Origin of the sequence: Mesorhizobium sp. M1406, from assembly GCF_040317555.1 — a bacterium.
Taxonomy (GTDB): Bacteria; Pseudomonadota; Alphaproteobacteria; order Rhizobiales; family Rhizobiaceae; genus Mesorhizobium.
The window spans coordinates 109,749-126,465 of the sequence record NZ_JAMYKW010000007.1; the positions used below are offsets into that span (position 1 = coordinate 109,749).

Here is a 16,717-nt window from a genome sequence, read left to right on the forward strand (position 1 = left end):
GCTGTCTTTGATGGTGAAACAGGAATGCCGCGACGCTTTGATGACAATGCGCCGGCGGCGGAGATGGTGTTTCCTAGGAGGCCTTTTCTGTCGCGGCGGCCGCATGATCCAAGAGCCGCTGCGCCATGCGCGCGCCGACCACCAGATGCGTGCAAAGGCCGCCGGCGATCGCCGCGAGCAGCGGTTCGAACTTGCTGTCCTCCTGCACGACCATCAGCCGCCGGGCGATGGCACGCAGCGAGGCAAGCTCGGCGGAAATCACCCGCCTGTTATAACTGCAGTCGAGCACCTTGCCGTCGGCGTCGATGATCTGCCCGGCAATGACGCCGGCGGCGCCTCGGCCGCGCAACTCCGTCATTTCACTTCGTGTCAGCGCGCCGCATTTGACGAGGTGGCTGTCGGCGTCGACCGCGCCGACCGAGTACAGCGCCAGATCGCATTCACCGACGCCCGACAATTGTTCGCGGATCACCGGTTCGGCCCGCAGCGCGCGTGCCAGCTCTTCCGTCGACAGCACCAGCGGTGCGTAGAAGTTGAGCCCCTTGGCGTTGAGGCGCCGCGCGATCTCCATCGTGCATTGATCGGGCCGATAGGAATAGGGCGCGCCGAGATTGCCGCAGAGCTGCACCACCGTGACATCCTGCAGGTCGGCATAGGACATGATGTCGGCGATCATGTAGACGGTGCGGCCCCAGGCGACGCCGATCCGGTCGCCCTTCTTGACCAGTTCGAGAAAGACGCTTGCCGCCAGCACGGCGATTTCCGTCGATGGGTCGGCGATATGGTCGTTTTCCGGCGCGATCCAGACGGCGTCGAGACCCAGCACATCCTCGACCTTACGTGCCAGCACATCGTCGGTGAAAAGTTGGGTGGAGGTCGAGATGTTGACGATGCCGGTCTCGCGCGCCTTGCGCAGATACATGGCGACCGAGGCACGGGAAATGTTAAGCTGGCTTGCCACCTGGTCCTGCCGCAGGCCATGGGCATAATAGAGCCAGGCGGCCTTGTGGATAAGTTGTTCTGCCGGTCTGATCGCCATGCCGTCTCCTCGGCTGACATTATTCACGGCTCTCGACAAAAGTCAAACTGGACAAGGGTATGCGATGCCCTTTGGCGCGGCAAATCTGGATCATCATTGCGCCAAATGCGCTTCAACGGGGCATCGTTGATGGTGACGCGGCCCGAGCCTGAGATTAGAAGGTCTAAAGAAAACGCGGGGAGCATGGGATGGGCAATCCTTACGAACAGGATCTCGACAAGAACGCGGCCAACCATCAGCCGCTGACGCCGCTCACCTACCTGGAGCGCGCGGCCAGGACCTATCCCGATCATATCGCCATCATCCATGGCCGCCAGCGCATCGACTATCGCAATTTCTGGCAGCGGTCGCTGAAGCTCGCCTCGGCGCTTCAGAAGCGCGGCATCGGCAAGAGCGACACGGTCACGGTCATGCTGTCCAACACGCCGCCGATGCTGGAGGCGCATTTCGGCGTGCCGATGACCAAGGCGGTGCTGCATTCGCTCAACACACGCCTCGATGCCGCGGTCATCGCCTTCCAGCTCGATCATGCCGAAAGCAAGGTGCTGATCGTCGACCGCGAATTCGCCGGCGTGGTTCGGCAAGCGCTGACGCTGGCCAAGGTCAGGCCGCTGCTGATCGATTACGACGATCCCGACTATGCCGCCGATGCGCCCTATCCCAAAGGCGAGCGGATCGGCACGCTCGACTATGAGGCGTTTGTCGCCGGCGGCGACGCGGACTTCGCCTGGTCGATGCCCGACGACGAATGGGACGCCATCTCGCTCAACTACACCTCCGGCACCACAGGCAATCCGAAGGGTGTCGTCTACCATCATCGCGGTGCCGCCCTGATGGCCTACACCAACACCATCCATGCCGGCATGGCCAAGCACGCCGTCTATCTGTGGACGCTGCCGATGTTCCACTGCAATGGCTGGTGCTTTCCCTGGACGCTCGCCGTCCAGGCCGGCACCCATGTCTGCCTGCGCTGGGTGCGGCCGAAGCCGATCTACGATGCGATTGCCGATCTCGGCGTCACCCATCTCTGCGGCGCGCCCGTGGTCATGTCGGTGCTGATCAATGCGAAGGACGAGGACAAGCGGGAATTCCCGCAGACGGTCACCTTCAACACGGCCGCCGCACCACCGCCGGAAGCCGTGCTGTCGGGGATGGCCGATGCCGGCTTTGCCGTCACCCACCTCTACGGCCTGACCGAGACCTATGGCCCGGCGGTCGTCAACGAATGGCACGGCGCCTGGGACGATCTCGAAAAGGGCGAACGCAGCGCCAAGAAGGCACGGCAGGGCGTACGCTACGCGGCACTCGAAGGCCTGACCGTCATGGATCCGGAGACGATGCAGCCGACGACAGCGGACGGCCAGACCATCGGCGAGGTCATGTTCCGCGGCAACATCGTCATGAAGGGCTATCTGAAGAACCGCAAGGCCAGCGACGAAGCCTTTGCCGGTGGCTGGTTCCATTCCGGCGATCTCGGCGTCATGCATCCCGATGGCTACATCCAGCTCAAGGATCGCTCCAAGGACATCATCATCTCGGGCGGCGAGAATATCTCCTCGATCGAGGTCGAGGATGCGCTCTACAAACACCCTGCCGTCGGCTCTTGCGGTGTTGTCGCCAGGCCCGATGACAAATGGGGCGAGGTGCCGGTCGCCTATGTCGAGCTGAAACCCGGCAGGGCCGCGACCGAAGCCGAAATCATCGAGCATTGCCGCGCGCTGCTTGCCCGCTTCAAGGTGCCGAAGGCGGTGATCTTCGCCGAAATCCCGAAGACCTCGACCGGCAAGATCCAGAAGTTCCGGCTGCGCGAAATGGCAAAGGTCGCCTGAAACGCCGACGGCCTCTCGCGGAAAATATTTTCAGCAGTCCGCATCCTCGGGTGCCTTCGTGACGTCTATCGAATGTCACCATCTGTCACCAATCGTACAAGTACGTTGAAATCGCATTGACAGGCCGCCCATTTCGATTTACGAGTGATGAAAATTGAAATTCGTCACTCGTAAATCGATAGAGGATCATGTCCGAAGCCGCCACCATCGTCGCCGACGCCGCCCGACAGGAAAATGTGACGCGCATTCTCGATTGCGCCGAGCGCCTGTTCCGCCACTATGGCTACGGCAAGACCAATGTCGCCGACATCGCCCGCGAACTCGGCATGTCGCCGGCCAACATCTACCGCTTCTTCGCCTCCAAGGTGGAAATCCACCAGGCAGTCTGCGGCCGGATGCTCGGCGCGAGCTACAAGATGGCCTACGAGATTGCCCACCTGCCGATCAGCGCCGAGGAGCGCCTTCGGCGCTACGTGCACGCCCAATACAAGATGACCATGGAGGTCATGCTCGACGAGCAGAAGGTCCACGAGATGGTCGTCGTCGCACTCGAACGGGACTGGGCCGTCATCGACAAGCATGTCGACAGCATTCATGACCTGTTTGCGGAAGTGATCCGCGATGGCATCGCGGCCGGTGAGTTCAGGGAGCAGGATCCGGTGATCGCGTCGCGGTGTTTCGGCGCCACGACCGTCATCCTGTGCCATCCGCAGATGGTGGCGCAATGCCTTGCCAAGACCAACCGGGCGATGCCCGACGACCTGATCGACTATGCGATCAGGGCTCTGAAGTAATAGCCACCGAAGGCCGGTGTCGACCGTTCATCTCCAGTCGGGAGTAACAAGATGTCTTTGTCCAATTCCATCCTCCGCAAACTACCAGTTGCCGGCCTGATGGTCGCGGCCCTCGGGCTCGCCGGCTGCAGCCAAGAAAAAGCCGAAGTCAAGGACATAATCCGGCCGGTCAAGGTCGTCGAGATCGCCCAGGCGCATGACACCCGCACGCTCTCCTATTCCGGCTCGGTGCGGGCCCGCACCGAAAGCGCACTGGCTTTCCGGGTCAACGGCAAGATCACAGAGCGCCTCGTCGACATCGGCCAGCACGTGGCCTCGGGCGATGTCCTCGCCCGCATCGATCCCATCGATTACGACCTATCGGTCAAGAGCGCGCAGGCAGCCCTTGATGCCGCCGATCGGCAGGTCGAGACATCAGAGCTTGCCCGCAAGCGCGCCGAACAGCTGTTCGACAAGAAATTCGCGCCGAAATCGCAGCTGGAGCAGGCGACCCTGGCCTACGACCAAGCCGTCGCCACTCGCGATTCCGCTCGCTCGACGCTTGCCCAGGCCAGGAACCAGGTTGGCTATACCGACCTCAAGGCCGACAGGGATGGCATCGTCACCGCGGTCAGCGCCGATGTCGGCCAGGTGGTCGGCTCCGGATCGCCGGTGGTCACCGTCGCCGTTGACGGCGAAAAGGAAGTGCTGATCGCTGTCCCGGAGATGGAGATCGCCGAATTCAAGCCAGGCAAGATCGTCAAGGCGGGCTTCTGGTCCGACGACGCGCTGGCGCTGGACGGCAAGGTCCGTGAAGTCGCCGGCAGCGCCGATCCGCAGTCGCGCACCTTTGCCGTCCGCGTCAGCCTGCCCAAGGATCCGCGTGTGCTTCTCGGCATGACCGCCAGCATCGAAGCATCGGCGGCCAATGAGCGGCAACTCGTTTCGATCCCGCTGAGCGCACTGGCTGAGAAAGACAGCCAGTCGATCGTCTGGACCGTCGATCGGGACGCCGACACCGTTCATGCCCGTCCGGTCAAGATAGCCAAGTTCGCCGCCGATGGTGTGCGTGTCGCGGAGGGTTTGAAGCCTGGCGACATCGTGGTCGCCGCCGGCACACAGTTCATGACCGAGAACCTCAAGGTGAAACTCGCCGGCGATACGGTGCTGCAATCGGCCTCCGCGGCGGGTGACGACGGCGACGCCAAGCAGGTGCGCTGAACGACAGACAACCGGCTGCGCGTTACCGCAGCCGCTGGTTTCCGGGCGGCAAGCGCCCGACCTGAGACGCTCGATTGATGTAACCCCCACATCGATGCTCGCGTCCCACCGCGATGAGTGTTTCTCCGCTCGGAGAGCCTTGCCGCCCGGAAGCCGATCCGAACTCGATTGTTGAACAGATGGATCTGCATCCATGACCAATTCCACGGAAGAAAATCGGCCTTTCAACCTGTCGCGCTGGGCAATCGGCCATCCGTCCATTGCGCGGTTCCTGTTCGGCTTGATCATCATTTCCGGCGCGCTCGGCCTGATGCGCATGGGCCAGAAGGAAGATCCCGATTTCACCTTCCGGGTCATGGTGGTCCAGGCGATCTGGCCGGGCTCCTCGATCAAGGAGATGGAAGACCAGGTCGTCAACAAGATCGAGCGCAAGCTGCAGGAGACGCCGCATCTCGACTTCGTGCGCTCCTTCACCCGCGCGGGAAGTGCCATCATCACGGTGCAGATCAAGGGCGACACCAACACGGCGGAGGTGACCGACGCCTTTTATCAGGTGCGCAAGAAGGTCGGCGATATATCAGGCGACCTGCCGCAGGGTCTGCTCGGCCCCTATTTCAACGACGAGTTCGGCGACACCTTCATCACGCTGAATTCGATCAGCGGCGATGGCTTCAGCTACCCCGAACTGAAGAAGTTCGCCATCCAGGCACGCGACATGCTTTTGACGACGCCCGGCGTCGAGAAAGCCGTCATCATCGGCGACCAGCCGGAAAAACTCTACATCGACGTCTCGTCCAAGGCGCTCGCCGAACGTGGTCTGACCCTGACCGATCTGCAGAACGCGATCAAGGGACAGAACAATGTCGACCCGGCCGGCTCCGTCGAAACCGGCACCAATTCGGTCCGCATCTCCGTCGAAGGCGATGTCGGCAAGGTCGAGGACATCAGGAACCTGCGCCTGCGCGCCGGCGGTCAGGTCACAAGGCTGGGCGACATCGCCACGGTGACCTCGGGGCTGGAAGATCCGTTCCAGCGCAAATACCGCTTCAACGGTCATGACAGCGTGCAGCTTGGCGTCGTCATGGCCAAGGGCTTTAAGGTCACCGATGTCGGCAAGGACGTCGAGGCCACCTACAAGCGCTTCGAGGAGGCGCTGCCCTATGGCGTTTCGGTCGACCAGATTTCCGATCAGCCGGGCGTTGTCACGGATGCGGTGGCCGAGTTCATGCATGCGCTCGGCGAAGCGCTGCTGATCGTGCTCGTCGTCTCGTTCCTGTCGATCGGCTGGCGCTCGGGCCTGATCATCGCCATCACCATCCCGCTGGTGCTCGCCGCCACCTTCGCCATCATGTACGAGCTCGGCATCGACCTGCAGCGCATCTCGCTCGGCGCGCTGATCATCGCGCTCGGCCTGCTCGTCGACGACGCCATGATCGTCGTCGAAATGATGGAGCGCAAGCTGGAGGAGGGGCTGGTCAAGATCGAGGCGGCAAGCTTCGCCTATTCCTCGACCGCCTTTCCGATGCTGACCGGCACGCTGATCACCACGGCCGGCTTCATCCCGGTCGGTTTCGCCGCCTCGACGGCCGGCGAATATGTCCGCACTCTGTTCTATGTGGTCGGCATCGCGCTGGTCGTCTCCTGGTTCGTCGCGGTGTATTTCACGCCGTGGCTCGGCAACATGATCCTGAAGCAGCGCAAGCATGCCGGCAGCCACCACGACGCCTTCGACACGCGCTTCTATCGCCGGCTGCGCGGAACCGTCGGCTGGGCGGTGCGCCATCGCATCATCGTCCTGACGATGACTCTGGTGACCTTCGGCACCAGCCTGTGGGCTTTCCAGTTCATCCCGCAGAACTTCTTCCCGCAGTCTTCGCGGCCGGAAATCCTCGTCGATCTCTGGCTGCCGGAAGGCACCAGCATCAAGGAGGTCGAGGCGCAGGCCAAGGCGCTCGAAGCCAAGATGATGGGCGACAAGGACAAGCGCTTCATCGCTACCTATATCGGCGAGGGTGCGCCGCGCTTCTTCCTGCCGCTCGACCAGCAATTGCGCAATCCGAACTTCGCCCAGCTGCTCGTCATGGCCAATGACGAACCGGCCCGCGAACGGCTGATCGTCAAATTGCGCGCCGTCCTGGCGCAAGATTTCCCGTCGATCCGCGCCAAGGTCGACCGCCTGTTCCTTGGGCCGCCGACCGGCTGGCCAGTGCAGATGCGCGTCATGGGGCCGGATCGCCAGGAGGTGCGCCGCATCGCCGACCAGGTGAAGGCGAAGTTCCGCGAGGATCCACTGCTTGGCGCAGTCCATGACGATTGGCTCGAACCGGTGCCGGCAATGAAGCTGGTCATCGACCAGGATCGCGCCCGTGCGCTCGGCGTCACCTCGCAGCGCATCCGCCAGATGCTGCAGGCGGCCATGTCCGGCGTGCCGCTCGACGACTTCCGCGACGGCGAGGAGACGGTGTCGATCGTCGCCCGCGAGCCGGATGCCAGCCGCAGCCTGCTGTCCTCGGTCGACTCCGTCTATATTCCGACCGATTTCGGCGGCTTCGTGCCGCTGTCGCAGGTAGCCAAGGTTGTGCCGGTGCTGGAGCAAGGCATCGAATGGCGCCGCGACCGCTTGCCGACCATCAGCGTGCGGGCGACGCTGCCGGATGGCGTGCAGTCCAACGACGTCATCACCAAGATGTACAAGGACATGCAGGACCTGCGTGACGGGCTGGCGCCCGGCTACAAGATCGAGATTCAGGGCGGTGCGGAGGATTCGGCCGAAAGCCAGGCTTCGATCGCCGCCAAGGCGCCGATCATGCTGGCCGTCATCGTCGTGCTGTTGATGATCCAGCTGCAGCATTTCGGCAAGGCGATGCTGGTTCTGGCGACCGGTCCTCTCGGCATCATCGGTGCTGCGGCGGCCCTTTTGATCAGCGGCGCGCCGTTCGGCTTCGTCGCCATCCTCGGCGTCATCGCTCTGCTTGGCATCATCATGCGCAACTCGATCATCCTGGTCGACCAGATCGACCAGGATATTGCGAGAGGCATGGACCGCTCCGAAGCGATCATCGGCTCGGCCGTGCGCCGCTTCAGGCCGATCGTGCTGACGGCGATGACGGCGGTGCTGGCACTGATCCCGATCTCGCGCGGCGTGTTCTGGGGGCCGCTCGCCTACGCCATGATGGGCGGCATCCTCGTTGCCACCGTGCTGACCATCCTGGTTCTGCCGGCGGGCTACGCCTTGTTCTTCGGCCGCGAGCCCAAGAGGGTTGTCGAGAAGGAAGACGATTTGGCACCCAGCGAAGAAGCCGAAAGGCCTCAACTGGCCCTGGCGGCTGAATAAACGATATCGGCCGGTCGAGTTTCGACCGGCCGATTGTCCATCCTGTTACGGCTTTCCGCTGCCGACTTTTCCGGAAGTCGTCAGATGACGAAGAACCAGTTGGCGAGCAGCATCACCACCACGCCGGCGACCAGCGTCAGATAGGGTAGCATGCCTGCCTTTTTGACCGAGAGGTCGGCTCCCGTCATGCCGAGGTCGGCCAGCATGTGGTCGGGGAACTTGCCCTTGTCCTGGACGTAGTGGCGGAAGCAGAACACCGGGATGATCAGCGCCGCTGTGATCAGTCCGGCCCACAGTGCCATCGGGTTCCACACCTTGGCGCCGGCGCCCATGAAGATGGCGTTGACATAGGCGAAGATCGCCCCGATCCCGAGCAGCCAGCTCGGCGCCTTCCAAGGCCGCGCGATATGGCCGTTGTCGATGCGGTGGATCCAGCCGGCGTTGAGGTTGAGGAAGTTGAAGATGATGTAGCCGCAGTTCGACACGGCGAGGATGAAGAAGAAGCTCGTCGCGTCGGCCGAGGCGATGGCCAGCACGATCAGGTTGAAGACGAGATCGGTCCACATGGCGCGGGTCGGTGCGCCGTGCTCGTTGACGTGGCTCAGATAGCGCGGCAGCCAGCCGTCGACCGAGCCTTGGTAGAGCGTGCGCGAAGAGCCGGCCATGGCGGTCATGATGCACAGCACCAGCGCCAGGATCATCAGCATCACCAAGAGGCTGTGGATGAGCGCGCCGCCGCCGACCATGCCGGCCAGAGCGTCGGCAACGCCCGAGCCGTCGACGATCGGGGTGGCCAGCATACCGTTCAAGCCAAGCACGCCCTGGAAGGTGAACGGCACCAGGATGAACAGCAGCATGCAGAGCAGACCGGAATAGAAGATGGCCTTGAACGTGTCGGTGCCCGGGTTCTTGAACTCCGAAGTGTAGCAGACGGCGGTCTCGAATCCGTAGGTCGACCACGCGGCGATGAACATGCCGCCGAGCACCAGCGTCCAGCCGGCAATGTTCCACGAGCCGGGCTCGGGCGCGTAGGCAGCAGCCAGCGGCACAAATGGCGAAAAATTCGCCCAGTTGATCTGGCCGGTGATGATCGGCACGACGCCGACGATCAGCATCGGGATGATCACCAGCAGGCCGATATATTTCTGCACGTTGGCCGTGCCGAGGATGCCGCGATGCTGGATAGCGAAGATGATCAGCATCAGCACCGCGCCGATGAAGAAGGTCGCGTTGAACGTGAACGAGACCGGTCCCAGCGTGTGGCTGTAAAGCGTCCAGCTGCGGATCGCCGGCGTCGCGGCGGCGGTCGCCGCCGTGATGGCGTCGGCGGCGCTCGTTCCGGCATGCGCGGCGATATAGGCGACGACATCGGGCGAGGTTTCGGTGAACAGCGGCACCGGCGCCAGCGCGTTGAGGATATAGGCGGCGGCGATCGAGCAGCCGAGCGACAGCACCGGCGACCAGGCGAACCAGTTGCACCAGACCGACAGCGGCGCGATGAATTTGGAATAGCGCAGCCAGGCCGTGGCTCCGTAGATCGAGGCGCCGCCGGATTTGTTCGGGAACAGGCCGGCGATCTCGGCATAGGTGAAGGATTGCAGGAAGCCCATGATCATGGAGGCGATCCAGATCGCGAAGGCGAGCGTGCCGGTCGTGCCGGCGATGCCGCCGATCGAGAACAGGACGAGGGCAGGGACGCCACTCGCCACCCAGAAGGCGCCGCGCCAATCTATGTTCCGATGCAGCTTGCCTTCCGCAAGCGGCTCCAGGGCAGTCGTAATCGTGCTCATGTGTCTTTGTTCCCCTTTTTGATGTTCCCCGTTCGTGACGGCCGCGGCTTTGCGAGGCTTCATCATCGACGCGTGCATTGAGCGACTGCCGGTGTTTCCACTCAGTCGCATTTTTTTCTTAACAGTGAAGATTGATCCGGCGCGCTTTCAGGTCAAGCGTTTTGTGAAGTCGTGCACATCACGCTTGTGAGCGCACGGACTCACACGGCCGGCGACATCGCCGGTCAGCCGGCCAAACCATCGCGAAGGCGGCGGTCAGGAACGCGGCTTGGTCTTTTGCGGATCGTAATGCGTGAAGGCGACGACGCGCGCCGGCAGCCGCTTGGCATGGCCGTCGAGCTTGCCGATCTCGACCTCGGTACCGACGGCGGCATGGGTGACATCGAGCCTGGCCAGCGCGATGTTCTTGTTCAGCACCGGCGAACGCATGGCTGAGGTGACGACGCCGATCTGGGCGCGGCCGACATGCACGCAGTCGCCATGGCCGACGGCGACGTTGGCATCGATATCGAGGCCGACCAGCTTCGTCCGCGGGTGCTCCTTGCGGCGGATCAGCGCCTCGCGGCCGATGAAATCGTCGGTCTTGCTCTTCAGCGGGACGGTGAAGCCGATGCCGGCCTCGAACGGGTCGGTGTGGTCGGAGAATTCGTAACCGGCGAAGATCAGCCCGGCCTCAATGCGCACCATGTCGAGTGCCTGCAGCCCCATCGGCTTCAGTCCGTGCGGCTGGCCGGCCTCCCAGATGGCGTCGAACACTTTTTCGGCGTCGCGCGGATGGCACCAGATCTCGTAGCCGAGTTCGCCGGTATAGCCGGTGCGGGAGATGACGACCGGAATGCCGTTGCCGGCACCGATGCGCGCCACCGCAAAGCGGAACCATTCGAGCTCGTCGATCGACGGCTGCAGCGGCGAGGTCCAGATGACTTCTCGGAGGATGTCGCGGCTCTTCGGCCCTTGCACGGCTACATTGTGCATCTGGTCGGTCGACGAGCGCACCAGCACGTTGAGGTTGAGTTTCGCCGCTGTTTCGCGCAGCCATTCGCCGGACAGATCGTCGCCGCCGACCCAGCGGAAATTATCCTTGCCGAGGCGCAGCAGCGTGCCGTCGTCGATCATGCCGCCATGCTCGTAGCACATGGCCGAATAGACCACTTGGCCGACACCGAGCTTTTTCACGTCGCGGGTCAGCGTGTACTGCAGCAGCGCTTCCGAATCCGGGCCGGTGACCTCGAACTTGCGCAGCGGCGACAGGTCCATGATCACCGCGTCCTGCCGGCAGGCCCAGTATTCGGCGATCGGCCCTTCCTTGGCGAAGGAATTGGCCAGCCAGTAGCCCCTGTACTCGACGAAGTTGCGGGTGTGCTTGGCAAAGCTCGAATGAAAGGATGTCTCGCGGGTCATTTTCGGTTCCGAATCAGGCGTCATGCGTCTGGCGATCGCTCGCGAGAATTTGTGCTGGCCGGAATAGGTGCGCACATGGATGTCGGTCGGGTTCCAGCCATTGGCCGGCGTCGTGTCGTCGGGGCAGGCGGAGGAAACGCAGACAATGTCGGTGAGCGCGCGCAGCAGCACATAGTCGCCGGGCCGTGACCACGGCTCGTCGGACACCATGACACCATGCGCGTCGATCGCGGTGTTGAAGAAGAAGTTGATCGCCATCCAGCCGGCACGAGGATTGACGCCTTTGTCGGCCAGCGCGCGGTTGAAATTCTCCGAGCAGTTGATGTGGCCGGGATAGCCGATGTCGTCGTAATATTTCGCCGCGCAAGCGAGCGCGAACGCATCGTGCCGGCCGCATGTATCCTGCACCACTTCGACCAGCGGCTCCATGTCCTGGTCGTAATATTTCGAATACAGGCCGGGCATCGGATAACTTGCACCCATCAGCGTGCGGGTCGTCGTCACGTCGAGTGGATGGTCGAGGCCCTTGTCCAGCTTGCGGGCCGAGAAGCACTGGAAGTCGGTGCACTGGCGCCCGTCGACATCGATGATCTGCAGATAGTCGCCGGCCTTGACGAAGTAGGATTCCGCCGTCGCCGAGTGGACACGCAGGTCGAGCACCGGGTCGGTGAGCGGGTCGGCCAATTGCGATTTCGCCACTGGGCGGATGGTGGCGCGCCGGACGATGACGGTAAGTGGCGTTGCCGTGTCGTGGCCGTCGACCAGCATCGGCCCGCCGGGAGCGGCGATGACCATCGCGCCGTCGCGTATGACCGTGAAACCCTGCTCGGTGCCGGCTGGCGTGGTGCCGCCAAATACGCGCACGGCCTTCGCCTGATCAAGCTGCACCTGCCGGCGCGCGAGCCTGCCCCGTAGCGATGCGAGACTATCGTCGCCCTCGGCCAGCAGCGTCTTGATGCCGGCGGCATTGCTGTTCGATGTTTCGCCGAAAATGCCGGCTTCGGTCGCGCCGGTCCTGTCCCAGGCCAGCAACTCGCAGGCCTGTCCGCCTTCGACATTGCGCACGCTGATCGTGTCGCCGGCCTCGATGTCGATCAGCACCGCGCCGTTGCCCTGTATCGTATAACACTCCATGCCGGTCGGCAGCGCGATCTGGCCGGGCCTCAGGATGAGGCTCGGCCGGGGCGGTCCGGCTGCAATTGCGGGGTAGGGCGACTGGCTCATCTCAGCCTTGCGGTTCGAGAAACAAGTTTGCCTGTGTGTGAAATTATTTTAGCAGCAAGAATAGCAGTGCGGTTGCGTTTGGCAAGGCGGAGGTGGCATTTCGGGCGCAGTCGGCTCAGGTTGAATTTCGCCGATCAGGCTTGTCTCCGAACGTCGGCGCTGCCCCTCATCTGGCTGCCGCCATCTTCTCCCCGTAAACGGGGCGAAGGACGCTGTCCTCGTTGCTTTCGCCAATCGCCAGCGATGCAAAAGGCACCGGCATTGCGGCCAGCCTCTTTCGCCCCGTTTACGGGGAGAAATGCCCGGCAGGGCAATGGCAGCGCCGAGATATGGAATTGGCGAGTTAAAATTCCTCGGAATGGCTGACAGCAACTCCATATTCCGCAGCCGAGTCGAGCATCGTATGCCAAAGGCTTTCGGCAAACGTCGCAAACACCAGTAACCTGAACACCGCCAGCCCATCCGCCCTGTCATTCCCGCGCCAGAGCGTCACGCTGGTATGGTCCATCGAGGTTGCGGCGGCAGCGCCAGTCGGAAATGCTCCCGCATGCAGATCGATAGACGACAGCTTGGCGAGCATTGTCCGCGCCTTAGCTCCGGAAATGCTGACCACCACTCGCGCATGCGATTGGTCGGACAGCGAGGCAGGTCCGGACAATGCCGGCCCCAGCGTTTGCATTGTGTGCTTGCCGCCCTTCGACAGGACGAAGAACTGATCCGGTCCGGACCAGATCAACGTGGCGTCTTGAGCCTGTATCGCCTTGGGCGCATCGGGAGCCGCCACGCCAAAACGGGCTATGGCCGCCTTTGCCAACTCGGCCGCTTGGCCGCGCCGCGCCATTACCTGGATCAGGTCGAAATTGCGGATCTCGGTCAACGAAACGCCGGCCTCGATGCTGCTTGCACCATGCCTACCGGCGACCAGCGCATGCTCGAGGGGACTGCGGGGAGCCCAGGAAAAATCAGCCACGCTGGCGCCCTCCATCCGGATCGTAGAAGACGGGATTGCACAGTTCGACGTCATAGTCCTCGCCACGTATCGGGTCGTGCGCGTGTACGATCTCGCCGATGCGCTCGCGGCCGCGCTCGACCAAGGCCAGCCCGATCCATTGATCTGATGTCGGCGAGAAACAGACCGAGGTGACATAGCCCTGGTCGTTGCCGGGGCCAGGTGTCTGCCCTTTCGGAATGACGTGCGCGCCGGAGCGCAGCCGGCGGGCCCTGTCGGTCGGCTTGATGCCAACCACGACCTGCCGGTCGGGCGCGACCAGTGCCTCGCGCCCGGCCATGACGCGGCCGACAAAATCCTTCTTGGTCGACATCATCTTGCCCAGGCCAAGATCCGCCGCGGTCGTCGTGCCGCTCAGTTCCGGTCCGGCGATGTGGCCCTTTTCGATACGCATGACGCCGAGTGCCTCGGTGCCGTAGGGTGTGACGCCGAATGGCGCGCCGGCAAGCATCAGATTGCGCGCCATGGCGTCGCCAAAGCGTGCCGGCACTGAAATTTCGAAGGCCATTTCGCCGGAGAATGAGATGCGGAACAGCCGCGCCCTGAGGCCGCCGCGTAAGCTGACCTCGCGCGCGCCCATGAACGGAAAGCCTTCGTTCGACAGGTCTTCCGACGGATCGACTATCTCCTGGAGCAGGTCACGAGTCTTGGGTCCGGCGATCGAGAATTGCGCCCACTGGTCGGAGACCGAGGTTAGCTGCACGTCGAGTTCGGGGAACAGCACCTGCCGGCAGAACTCAAGATGCTGCATCACCAGCCCGGCCTTGGCCGTGGTCGTCGTCAGGAAATAATGGTCCTCGGCCAGCCGCGACGTCGTGCCGTCGTCATAGACGATGCCGTCCTCGCGCAGCATCAGCCCGTAGCGCGCCTTTCCCACCGCAAGGCTGGAGAAGGTGTTGATGTAGACGCGGTCGAGGAAGGCGCCGGCATCCGGGCCGTGCACGTCGATCTTGCCGAGCGTCGAGACATCGCAGAAGCCGACGCCGCCGCGCACCGCCTTGACCTCGCGGGTCACCGATTCCAGCCAGTCTTTTTCGCCGGCGCGCGGATACCATTGCGCACGCTTCCACAGGCCGGTGTCGACGAACACCGCGCCTTGTTCGGCCGCCCAGTGATGCGACGGCGTCAGCCGCGTCGCATGGAAAGTCTCATCGCGGTGATGACCGGCGAAGGCGCCGATGGCGACCGGCACATAGGGCGGCCGGTAGATCGTCGTGCCGGTCTCTGGAATGGAACGGCCGCTGACCGCCGCCATGATGGCGAGACCGGCAACATTCGAGGTCTTGCCCTGGTCGGTGGCCATGCCGAGCGTCGTGTAGCGCTTCAGGTGCTCGACGGATTCAAAGCCCTCGCGCTGCGCCAGTTCGATGTCGGAAGCGGTCACATCGTGCTGGTAATCGACAAAGGCCTTGCCCTTTCCGGCGACATGCCAGAGCGGCGTCAGTGAAAACGCCTCGTCGTCGGCGACAGGACCAGCGCCCGCCGTACCATTGTGCCCCGCGTCACGCGCCGCTGCCGCGCCGGCGGCAAATCCTCGGCTCAGGCAGGCGCCGAGGCCGAAGTCGCCGTTCGCGGCACCGGCGGCAACCATGCCCGGAGGGGCGCCATCTGGAACGAAGGCGGCGATATCGTCGCGCCATGTCGGCCGGCCGCGATGGAAGGAGGTCAATCCGACCGCCGGATTCCAGCCGCCGGAGACGGCGAGCCCGTCGGCTTCGACCTCGGCGCGCGCACCGCCGGTGAGCGACACCGCGATTTTCCTGACGCCGTCCTTGCCGCCCTCGACACCACTGACGGAACCGTGCAGCACCGCGAAGCCACCCTTGGAGGCGAGCGATCGGTGGGCTGGAGATACATCAGGCCGCGCATCGATGACCGCGGCAATCCGCAGTCCGGCACCGAGGGCCGTCTCGACCGTGCGCCAGCCATCCTCATTGTTGGTGAACAGCGCGATGCGTTTGGCCGGCGTTGCCGCGTAGCGCGCGACATAGGTCCGCATGGCGGAGGCCATCATCACGCCGGGCGTGTCGTTGCCGGCAAAGACGATCGGCCGTTCGATGGCGCCGGCCGCGACGACACAGCGCTTGGCCACGATCCGCCACAAGCGCTGGCGCACCTGATGCTCGGGCGGCTGGGGCAAATGGTCGTTGACCCGCTCGATCGCGCCATATGTGCCGCCATCGTAGACGCCGAACAATGTCGTGCGGGTCATGATGCGGACATCGGGCATATCAGCCAGTTCTGCCAGTGACCGCGACAGCCACTCGGCTGCCGGCAGGTCATCGATCGTGCCGCCATCCGATAGCAGGCGGCCGCCAAGCGTGAAATCCTCTTCGCACAGGATGACGCGGGCGCCGGCGCGGCCGGCTGCCAATGCCGCGGCCAAACCGGCCGGGCCGGAGCCTGCGATCAGCACATCGCAATGCGCCCATGCCTTGTCGTAGTGGTCGGGATCGGCAACGCCGGCAGCGCGGCCGAGACCGGCGGCGCGGCGGATCGCCGGCTCGTAGATGGCTTCCCAGAATTTCGCCGGCCACATGAAGGTCTTGTAGTAGAAGCCGGCGACGAAGATCGGCGCGAATAGCTGGTTCACCGACATCACATCATGGCGCAGCGACGGCCAGCGGTTCTGGCTGGCAGCCTCGAGCCCGTCATAGAGCTCCGCCGTCGTCGCCTTGGTGTTCGGCTCGCGCCGAGCGCCCGTGCGTAGCTCGACCAGCGCGTTTGGCTCTTCCGAACCGGCGGTGAGGATGCCGCGCGGGCGATGGTACTTGAACGAGCGGCCGACCAGCTTGACGCCGTTGGCGATCAGCGCCGAGGCGAGCGTGTCGCCCTGGAAGCCGGAGAAAGCCTTGCCGTCGAAGCGGAAGTTCAGCGGCGCCGAGCGGTCGATCAGACCGCCGGAAGGGAGACGATGGGATTGGCTGGACGTCACGATTGCCGGCCTCTCATCGATTCGATGTCATGCGGGAGCGTCGCGCTGCCCCTCACCTGCCTGCCGGCATCCTCTCCCCGTATAGTGACGGGGAGAGGGGCGCTCTCGTTGCGGCCAGCTCCCTTCTCCCCGTCACTATACGGGGAGAAGTACCCGGCAGGG

General features: G+C 63.7%; 9 protein-coding genes. 4 read left to right on the top strand and 5 right to left on the bottom strand.

Annotated features, from left to right (window positions below; all coding sequences use genetic code 11):
• Positions 1 to 73: 73 nt before the first annotated feature.
• Positions 74 to 1,039, bottom strand: coding sequence for a sugar-binding transcriptional regulator (locus NKH03_RS09345; protein WP_352968169.1), 966 nt, complete (start codon positions 1,037 to 1,039; stop codon positions 74 to 76).
• 188 nt (positions 1,040 to 1,227) lie between these two features.
• Here NKH03_RS09345 and NKH03_RS09350 point away from each other — a divergent pair, with 188 nt between their 5' ends.
• The 4 genes from NKH03_RS09350 to NKH03_RS09365 all read left to right on the top strand — a co-directional run bounded on the left by NKH03_RS09350 (position 1,228) and on the right by NKH03_RS09365 (position 8,196).
• On the top strand, positions 1,228 to 2,868 hold the full coding sequence (locus tag NKH03_RS09350; protein ID WP_352968170.1) for an acyl-CoA synthetase: 1,641 nt from the start codon (positions 1,228 to 1,230) through the stop codon (positions 2,866 to 2,868).
• A 188-nt stretch (positions 2,869 to 3,056) separates the two neighbouring features.
• Entirely contained in the window at positions 3,057 to 3,662 is a 606-nt protein-coding gene (locus NKH03_RS09355; RefSeq protein WP_352867165.1) for a TetR/AcrR family transcriptional regulator, read from the top strand.
• A 51-nt stretch (positions 3,663 to 3,713) separates the two neighbouring features.
• The gene (locus tag NKH03_RS09360) at positions 3,714 to 4,862 is read left to right on the top strand and encodes an efflux RND transporter periplasmic adaptor subunit (RefSeq protein ID WP_352867162.1); all 1,149 of its coding nucleotides are present in this window, start codon (positions 3,714 to 3,716) and stop codon (positions 4,860 to 4,862) included.
• A 193-nt stretch (positions 4,863 to 5,055) separates the two neighbouring features.
• Positions 5,056 to 8,196, top strand: a complete 3,141-nt coding sequence (locus NKH03_RS09365; protein ID WP_352968172.1) for an efflux RND transporter permease subunit — start codon at positions 5,056 to 5,058, stop codon at positions 8,194 to 8,196.
• 80 nt (positions 8,197 to 8,276) lie between these two features.
• Here NKH03_RS09365 and NKH03_RS09370 read toward each other — a convergent pair whose 3' ends face one another.
• The 4 genes from NKH03_RS09370 to NKH03_RS09385 all read right to left on the bottom strand — a co-directional run bounded on the left by NKH03_RS09370 (position 8,277) and on the right by NKH03_RS09385 (position 16,555).
• Positions 8,277 to 9,986, bottom strand: a complete 1,710-nt coding sequence (locus NKH03_RS09370) for a trimethylamine N-oxide permease (RefSeq protein ID WP_352867160.1) — start codon at positions 9,984 to 9,986, stop codon at positions 8,277 to 8,279.
• A gap of 255 nt (positions 9,987 to 10,241) precedes the next feature.
• Positions 10,242 to 12,611 (bottom strand): trimethylamine N-oxide demethylase, encoded by a 2,370-nt coding sequence (locus NKH03_RS09375; protein ID WP_352968173.1) that lies wholly within the window; start codon positions 12,609 to 12,611, stop codon positions 10,242 to 10,244.
• 343 nt (positions 12,612 to 12,954) lie between these two features.
• The gene (locus NKH03_RS09380) at positions 12,955 to 13,581 is read right to left on the bottom strand and encodes a sarcosine oxidase subunit gamma (protein WP_352968174.1); all 627 of its coding nucleotides are present in this window, start codon (positions 13,579 to 13,581) and stop codon (positions 12,955 to 12,957) included.
• Positions 13,574 to 16,555 (bottom strand): sarcosine oxidase subunit alpha, encoded by a 2,982-nt coding sequence (locus NKH03_RS09385; RefSeq protein ID WP_352968175.1) that lies wholly within the window; start codon positions 16,553 to 16,555, stop codon positions 13,574 to 13,576. Before NKH03_RS09385 ends, NKH03_RS09380 begins: the two co-directional genes overlap by 8 nt.
• Between the last annotated feature and the right edge of the window lie 162 nt (positions 16,556 to 16,717).

Excerpts from the sequence above, each read along its gene's own strand:
- NKH03_RS09345 (WP_352968169.1), bottom strand. The coding sequence starts at position 1,039 with ATGGCGATCAGACCGGCAGAACAACTTATCCACAAGGCCGCCTGGCTC.
- NKH03_RS09350 (WP_352968170.1), top strand. The coding sequence starts at position 1,228 with ATGGGCAATCCTTACGAACAGGATCTCGACAAGAACGCGGCCAACCAT.
- NKH03_RS09355 (WP_352867165.1), top strand. The coding sequence starts at position 3,057 with ATGTCCGAAGCCGCCACCATCGTCGCCGACGCCGCCCGACAGGAAAAT.
- NKH03_RS09360 (WP_352867162.1), top strand. The coding sequence starts at position 3,714 with ATGTCTTTGTCCAATTCCATCCTCCGCAAACTACCAGTTGCCGGCCTG.
- NKH03_RS09365 (WP_352968172.1), top strand. The coding sequence starts at position 5,056 with ATGACCAATTCCACGGAAGAAAATCGGCCTTTCAACCTGTCGCGCTGG.
- NKH03_RS09370 (WP_352867160.1), bottom strand. The coding sequence starts at position 9,986 with ATGAGCACGATTACGACTGCCCTGGAGCCGCTTGCGGAAGGCAAGCTG.
- NKH03_RS09375 (WP_352968173.1), bottom strand. The coding sequence starts at position 12,611 with ATGAGCCAGTCGCCCTACCCCGCAATTGCAGCCGGACCGCCCCGGCCG.